This is a genomic window from Leptolyngbya sp. FACHB-711 (assembly GCF_014695615.1).
In the GTDB taxonomy this organism is placed as follows: domain Bacteria; phylum Cyanobacteriota; class Cyanobacteriia; order Elainellales; family Elainellaceae; genus Leptolyngbya_A.
In genome coordinates, this window is the sequence record NZ_JACJOR010000079.1 from 1 (window position 1) to 6,649 (window position 6,649).

Below are 6,649 nucleotides of genomic sequence, written 5' to 3' on the forward strand. Positions count from 1 at the left end.
GGCAGCAGAAAACGCTAATTCTCGGGATTCTGGGCGGGCAGGGAACGGGTAAAACGACCCTTGCCGCTATCCTGACTGAAATTTTGGCAGAGATGGAACTTCAGGTTTGTCGTTTATCGATCGACGACCTTTATAAAACCTATGCCGATCGACTTCAGCTTCAGCAGTTTGACCCTCGCTATCGCTGGCGTGGTCCTCCGGGCACACATGATGTCTCGCTGGGATTATCGGTTCTGAAGCAGCTCAGACAGGTTAGCCCGCAGCATGCGGTTGCCGTGCCTCGCTTTGACAAGTCGCTGCATCAAGGGGCAGGCGATCGAATTGTGCCAGAAAGGCTTACGGCTGCTGATGTGGTGCTGTTTGAAGGCTGGTTTGTGGGGGTGCGTCCGATCGCTCCGGCTTTGTTTAACCATGCCCCGTCGCCGATTATCAGCGAGTCTGACCGCACCTTTGCCCGTGACATCAACGATCGGTTACAAGACTACTTGCCGCTGTGGGACGAACTCGATCGCCTGATTGTGCTGAATCCAGTAGATTATCGATTGACGCTGCAATGGCGCAAAGAAGCAGAACACATGATGAAAGCGACCGGAAAACCGGGCATGAGTGATACCGAAATCGAGGAATTTGTGCAGTATTTCTGGCGATCGCTTCACCCTGAGCTGTTTATCCCGCCGCTTCTGTCTCAGCCTGAATGGGTTGATTGGATCATTGAGCTTGACGAAAATCGGTTACCCATTTCGATTTATTGTCCGTACAATCCCGGTTCAGACTAAACGCTTCGCAAATTTTCGACCAGTTGCTTCGATCGCGCCTCAACGATTGACCAGTCGCCTGCCTCGATCGCCTGTTTTGGAAAAAGCTGTCCTGCCAGCCCTACAGCGATCGCGCCTGCACGAATAAACTCCGCTGCATTGTCGATCGTCACGCCTCCGGTAGGAATCAGCGGAATTCCGCCGAGCGGCTCCTGCAAACTGCGAATATAGCTTGCGCCACCCACCGCCTGAATTGGAAAAACCTTGACACAGGCTGCCCCTGCCTGCCATGCCTGCATAATTTCCGTCGGGGTCAGCGCCCCTGCCACGATCGGAATCTCCCGCCGCACTGCCGCTTCAATCATCGAAAAATCCGTATGCGGCGAAAACAAAAACTGTGCCCCCGCCTCGATCGCCTGCTGCACCTCATCGGTCGATCGCAACGTTCCGGCTCCAATCACACAATCTGGCAAATCATTTTGGATCTGTTGGATTAGATGATGGGGACGATCGCTGTTCCAGGTAATTTCAATCAGCCGCATTCCGCCTGCCGCCGTTGCGTTTGCCATCTCGATTCCCACTGCCAGTTCGAGGGCGCGAATCACTGCGATCGATCGATGCTGTTTCAGCAGTGCAAGCCATGCTGCGGACATAACCTAACCACCCAATTTCGAGTCAAAGAACCGAAGCCTGATTTTGCCATGTTTTAACTCATTTGACAGTCATCTCACGGCTATGTACTGCTTTATTCCATTCCTGCGGTATAGAAAGCTACCTTCCTCTAGGTGTAATAAGTCGTTGGTACTGAATGGCTATTTTGGAACTACGGGTGCAACAGATTGGAAATTTCCAACAACAAGATCTGTTGAATGTCAAAAGGATTCTTGTTTCATTACACACGTTTTTGTACATCCCAATGCTTTTGAGATCGAGGAGGAATTGAACATGAGCAATTTACGCGATCGGGAAGTTTATGAGAATGAGCTACGGCGGCAGGCTCAGAGCGATCGAGAGAACAGCAGTGCGGTAAGTGGTGTTGCCCTTGGAATTGCGATCGCAGGTTTAGTCGGTGCAGGAATTGCAGCTTACGCCTTTTTTAATCGCCCGTCCGAATCGCAAGCTCCACGCCAAAATACAGTCATTGAGCGAACCCGAGAAATTGTTCCGGCTCAGCCTCAAGCTCCTGATGTGAAGGCTCCTGATATCAATATCACAGTTCCTAACCCTGCCCCGACTCAGGAGTCTGAGCTAACTCAGCCGGAGTCAAACGCTCAACGGTCTTCTGACAGTGACTCGTCAACGTCCAGCCCAAATCCTGCACCACCCTCTGAGAATCCATAATTGGGTTTTATCTGTTTCTCGGATTCTCGCAATTAAATAAATCTCACTCTGGAAATTTTCTCAGCCGCCCTAGCTTCACTCTGGGGCTGGCTGATTTTGCAAAAGGCATAAAGAACTGGGAATGAGGGCAAATTTGGGACTTAGGCAGGTGTTCTAATCCCGATCGCAAAAAGCGCAGCCTGTAATTAATCTCTCAGTTGAAGGATTCTAGACTCACCCCATTTATCCGATAGTGATGGTCTACTGTCGCTTGTGAGGTGGGCTTGTGAAAGCACTGCTGCTGGTCAACCGTCAATCGCGCCACGGAAAAGACAAGCTAGAGGAGGCGATCGATTATCTGCGCGAGAGCGGGCTGGAATGGATTGAGGCGACGCCCAAAAATCCGGGCATGATTGCCAACCTAATTCGACAGCATCAGGACAGCGTGGACTGTGTGATTATTGGCGGCGGCGACGGGACGCTGAATGCTGCAATCCCCGGTCTAGTCGAGACGCAGCTCCCCCTCGGAATTCTGCCGCTTGGAACTGCAAACGATCTGGCACGGACTCTCAACATTCCCACCACGCTCGCCGAAGCCTGCCAAATAATTACTGAACGAAAGATCGAGCAGATCGATGTGGGTTGGGTCAACGGCAAATATTTCTTCAACGTTGCCAGCATCGGCTTGAGTGTGCAGATTACGCGCAAACTCAACAAAGACACCAAGCAAAAATGGGGCGTTTTCGCTTATCCGATCGCCGCAATCCAAGCTCTAAGGCATTCGCGTCCCTTCTGGGCTGAACTGGTGCTGGATACCGGAGAACATCGACGAGTTAAAACCATTCAGATTGCCGTTGGCAACGGACGATACTATGGTGGCGGAATGACCGTTGCCAGCACTGCAACAATCGACGATCAGCAGCTTGATGTCTACAGTCTGAACCTGAAACATTGGTGGCAGCTTTTTGCGATTTTGCCAGCTATGCGATCGGGCGATCAAACAAGCTGGTCGTTTGTCGATGGTTTCTCCTGCCGCGAGGTGAAAGTGCAGACCCGCCGACGTTTACCGATTAATACCGATGGGGAAATCACAACCCAGGCTCCCGCTCATTTTCGCGTCGTGCCACAGGCGTTAAAGGTGTTTGTTCCATCGGTAGAAAGTTCGAGCTAATTGTCTTCGATTTGCTTTACAGGCACTTCGATCGCCGTCACATCCACCGTTCCAGGCAGGGTAAGCCGATGAAAATGCCGTTTTTCAACCTGAAGCGGTTCGCTACAGCTTGGACAACGGAGCTGAGTGCCGTTAATTGCGGCAGATTCGTAATCACATACCGGACAGCAATCGACGACAAGGTTTCGCTTGATCCACCAGCGAAATCCGATGAACGCCAGTAAGGGCGTAACGACAACTAAACCAGCCAAAACAATAACAGACTTGACCACCCATCCCAGCCCGATCGAACCCAGTAGCCAGATCAGTGCCAGGAGGGTTAGCCAGAAGCTAAATCCTGAAAAATTAAATTGCAGGCTTTTCATGCCGTTTTGATTCACCTTAACCTCCTGCCCTTGCCCGGCCTAACCCACCCCAGTTTGCCAGTTTCAGTAAGCGGCAGCATCTTTCAGCCGGGGTAACTTCTTCCAAGATAAAACATCCTGGTTGCGATCGCAGAATTGCGATGGGGGAATCTAACCTTCCTGTACGAGCGCATAAAGCTGGCGAGCGAAGGCACGGCGACCAAACTGCTCCAGAGTTTGCTGACGTAGCCACATTCCATCACAGCGACGATGTAAACCCGTTTCCCCAGCGGAACCACTCCCCTGGAGCAGCGCAATACAGGCATCTGCAACTGCATTGGAATCTCGGTGAGGCACTCGCCAGCCCAGCTTTCCATCCTGCAACGGGTCAGCCGATCCATCCGCATCCCCTGAAACTACAGGCACACCACAAGCCATCGCTTCCAGATACACAATGCCAAACCCTTCCTGAGAAGGCATCACATAGGCATCGGCTAAACGGTAATGCTCTACTAGATCCGCTGTCGGCACAAACCCGGCAAAAATCACCCGATCGCTTACCCCCAAATCGATCGCCAACTGTGCCAGTCGCGGCTGATCGTCCCCCCGCCCAATCACCAGATATTTCACGTTGGGAATCGCTTGTACGATCGTGGGCAGTGCCCGCAGCGTTACATCCACCCCTTTGTAAATATCCCCCGACCAAAGCCGCGCCACCGTCATGATGACCGTGGAGTTTGCAAGCTGGTAGCGTTCGATCAGCGTGGAAGCAGCCTCACCGGGTGTAAATCGCTCGTCATCCACAGCACAGGGCAAAATTTGCACTTTCGCTGGATCAATGCCATTTGCAGCACAGGCTCGATCGCGGCTATAGCGGCTAATCGTCCAGAGCCGATCGGCTTGCTGAAGGGCAGTTCTTTCCCTGGAAGCAAGGGGTTTCCAAACTTCTTTGCCGTAAGTCAGCACTGTGTAGGGAATGCCTAGCGGTTGACAGAGCAGCTTTACCAGCGGCGCAAGCTTGATATGTCCGCAAAATACCCGCTGGGGTTTGTGCTGAATCAAGGATTTGAGCAGGGCGAACGTGAAGCGTAGCCGTCCGCGCGGAGAAGACTCGTCGTAAAAGCTCTGAAACGAGAGCTGAGGCAGAGATAAGGGTAAGTCTGTAGGACGATCGCGCAGCAGCAGCACTTGAGCAGGCGGCAAATCTGTCTGGGCAGAATAGCTCTGCAAAATGTCCTGAACGTAAGACTGAATGCCCCCCTCCTGTGAGAACACTTCCAGAAAGACAAATAGATACGGTGCAGCAGTCCGATTTCGGGTGTCAGAAGCTTGTGGCTTGAGGGAGAGGCGCATAGAAGCGATCGACTTAGGCTTTTTGTTCGCCTTTAGTATCGACAGATTACCTGTGAAACTCACGCCTTGTGGCAGTTTGATATTTGCCTAATCCATTTTCCGAATTAATACAAAACACCTGCGCTCTTGTTAAAACGGGGTAAAACCGCTCAGACCAGAACACAGGCGTTTGAATGATTTAGTTTGTAAGGGAAAACCTAGAACAAACCCAGCGTCAGGGATTTGTCGATCGGGAAGGTTGCGCCAATCCCAAGCCACAGTGTGACCAGCGTACCGAAGAGGAATACGGTGGTTGCTACGGGGCGACGGAAGGGGTTTTGAAACTTGTTAACGCTCTCGATAAACGGAACCAGCATCAGGCCGAGCGGAATTGCTGTTTGCAGCGCAATTCCAAGCAGCTTGTTCGGCAGAATTCGCAGAATTTGGAATGCGGGGTACAGATACCACTCCGGCAGAATTTCGAGCGGCGTAGCGAAGGGGTTTGCCGGTTCGCCTACCATTGCCGGGTCAAGCACTGCTAGTGCGGTGCAGCAGGCAAGCGTACCCAGAATTACAACGGGGAAGACGTAAAGCAAGTCGTTGGGCCAAGCGGGTTCACCATAATAGTTGTGACCCATGCCCTTCTTCAGTTTCTCACGAAGTACGGGATCGGCAAGATCCGGCTTTTTCAGAGTTGCCATGCTGAATGCTCTCCTTGAGGATCTTTCAGAAACGTTTTGGTCAAAGAATAACAGGATTTTCGCTAGGCTTTAGCCCAAGTCGATACCTGTCAGGAGCTGAATCAGACCGAATTAGACCTAAATTCAGAATTTATAAAGGACCGGAAATTCCCTGCTTACGAATCATCAGGAAGTGCAGCAGCATAAACACTGCGATCGCCCAGGGCAGCACAAAAGTATGCAGGCTATAAAAACGAGTCAGGGTGGCTTGACCCACGCTCGAGCTACCGCGCAGCAGCTCCACCATGGTCGTACCGACAACCGGAATCGCTTCAGGAATACCCGACACGATCTTAACTGCCCAATAGCCTACCTGGTCCCAGGGAAGCGAATAGCCCGTCACGCCAAAAGACACGGTGATCACTGCCAGAATTACGCCTGTTACCCAGGTCAGCTCACGGGGTTTCTTAAAGCCGCCCGTCAGATAAACGCGGAAGACGTGCAGGATCATCATCAGCACCATCATGCTGGCAGACCAGCGGTGAATGGAGCGAATTAGCCAACCAAAGTTCACATCGGTCATCAAATACTGCACCGAGGTAAATGCTTCTGCAACGGTTGGCCTGTAGTAAAAGGTCATTGCGAAACCAGTCGCAAATTGGATCAGGAAGCAGGTCAGCGTAATGCCACCCAGGCAATAGAAGATATTGACGTGGGGCGGGACATACTTGCTGCTGATATCGTCCGCAAGGGCTTGAATCTCCAGACGCTCCTGAAACCACTGATAGACTTTAGAGTCAGTTACCTGCTTTGTAAACATGAAACCAGAGTTCCGAAGAATATTATCCACCGTCAATAAATGTAACATAGCTAGAAGGCATATTGCATGGCGAAAACATTGACAGATCCGGGTTTCGAGGCAATTCTGATACGATAATTGTTCTATGTAAAACATAGGACTTTCCCGATTAGAGAGGGTTTCGGGAACGTTGGTTCATCCCACTCGTTAGAAAATCGTGAAGCTAGATAGCGTTACAAAAATTCATA

8 protein-coding genes are annotated in these 6,649 nt (G+C 51.4%); 3 read left to right on the forward strand and 5 right to left on the reverse strand.

The window, feature by feature from the left end; genetic code table 11:
- Positions 1–776, forward strand: a 776-nt coding sequence (locus H6F80_RS01990; RefSeq protein ID WP_190789942.1) for a glycerate kinase, incomplete at its 5' end; no start/stop codon positions are given.
- On the opposite strand, the gene H6F80_RS01995 is transcribed toward H6F80_RS01990, so the two are convergent.
- Positions 773–1,408, reverse strand: coding sequence for a bifunctional 4-hydroxy-2-oxoglutarate aldolase/2-dehydro-3-deoxy-phosphogluconate aldolase (locus H6F80_RS01995; protein ID WP_190789943.1), 636 nt, complete (start codon positions 1,406–1,408; stop codon positions 773–775). The genes H6F80_RS01990 and H6F80_RS01995 overlap by 4 nt on opposite strands.
- 292 nt (positions 1,409–1,700) lie before the next feature.
- On the opposite strand from H6F80_RS01995, the gene H6F80_RS02000 reads away from it, so the two are divergent.
- A complete protein-coding gene (locus tag H6F80_RS02000) occupies positions 1,701–2,096 on the forward strand; it encodes a hypothetical protein (protein ID WP_190789944.1) in 396 nt (131 codons plus the stop codon).
- 265 nt (positions 2,097–2,361) lie between these two features.
- A complete protein-coding gene (locus H6F80_RS02005) occupies positions 2,362–3,246 on the forward strand; it encodes a lipid kinase (RefSeq protein WP_190789945.1) in 885 nt (294 codons plus the stop codon).
- Here H6F80_RS02005 and H6F80_RS02010 read toward each other — a convergent pair.
- The 4 genes from H6F80_RS02010 to petB form a co-directional block, all read right to left on the reverse strand.
- Complete coding sequence (locus H6F80_RS02010; protein ID WP_190789946.1) at positions 3,243–3,611, reverse strand: hypothetical protein; 369 nt, start codon at positions 3,609–3,611, stop codon at positions 3,243–3,245. The genes H6F80_RS02005 and H6F80_RS02010 overlap by 4 nt on opposite strands.
- A gap of 150 nt (positions 3,612–3,761) precedes the next feature.
- The gene (locus H6F80_RS02015) at positions 3,762–4,943 is read right to left on the reverse strand and encodes a glycosyltransferase family 4 protein (RefSeq protein ID WP_190789947.1); all 1,182 of its coding nucleotides are present in this window, start codon (positions 4,941–4,943) and stop codon (positions 3,762–3,764) included.
- Between the two features lie 197 nt (positions 4,944–5,140).
- On the reverse strand, positions 5,141–5,623 hold the full coding sequence (gene petD, locus H6F80_RS02020; protein WP_190789948.1) for a cytochrome b6-f complex subunit IV: 483 nt from the start codon (positions 5,621–5,623) through the stop codon (positions 5,141–5,143).
- A 130-nt stretch (positions 5,624–5,753) separates the two neighbouring features.
- Positions 5,754–6,422 (reverse strand): cytochrome b6, encoded by a 669-nt coding sequence (gene petB / locus H6F80_RS02025; protein ID WP_190789949.1) that lies wholly within the window; start codon positions 6,420–6,422, stop codon positions 5,754–5,756.
- Between the last annotated feature and the right edge of the window lie 227 nt (positions 6,423–6,649).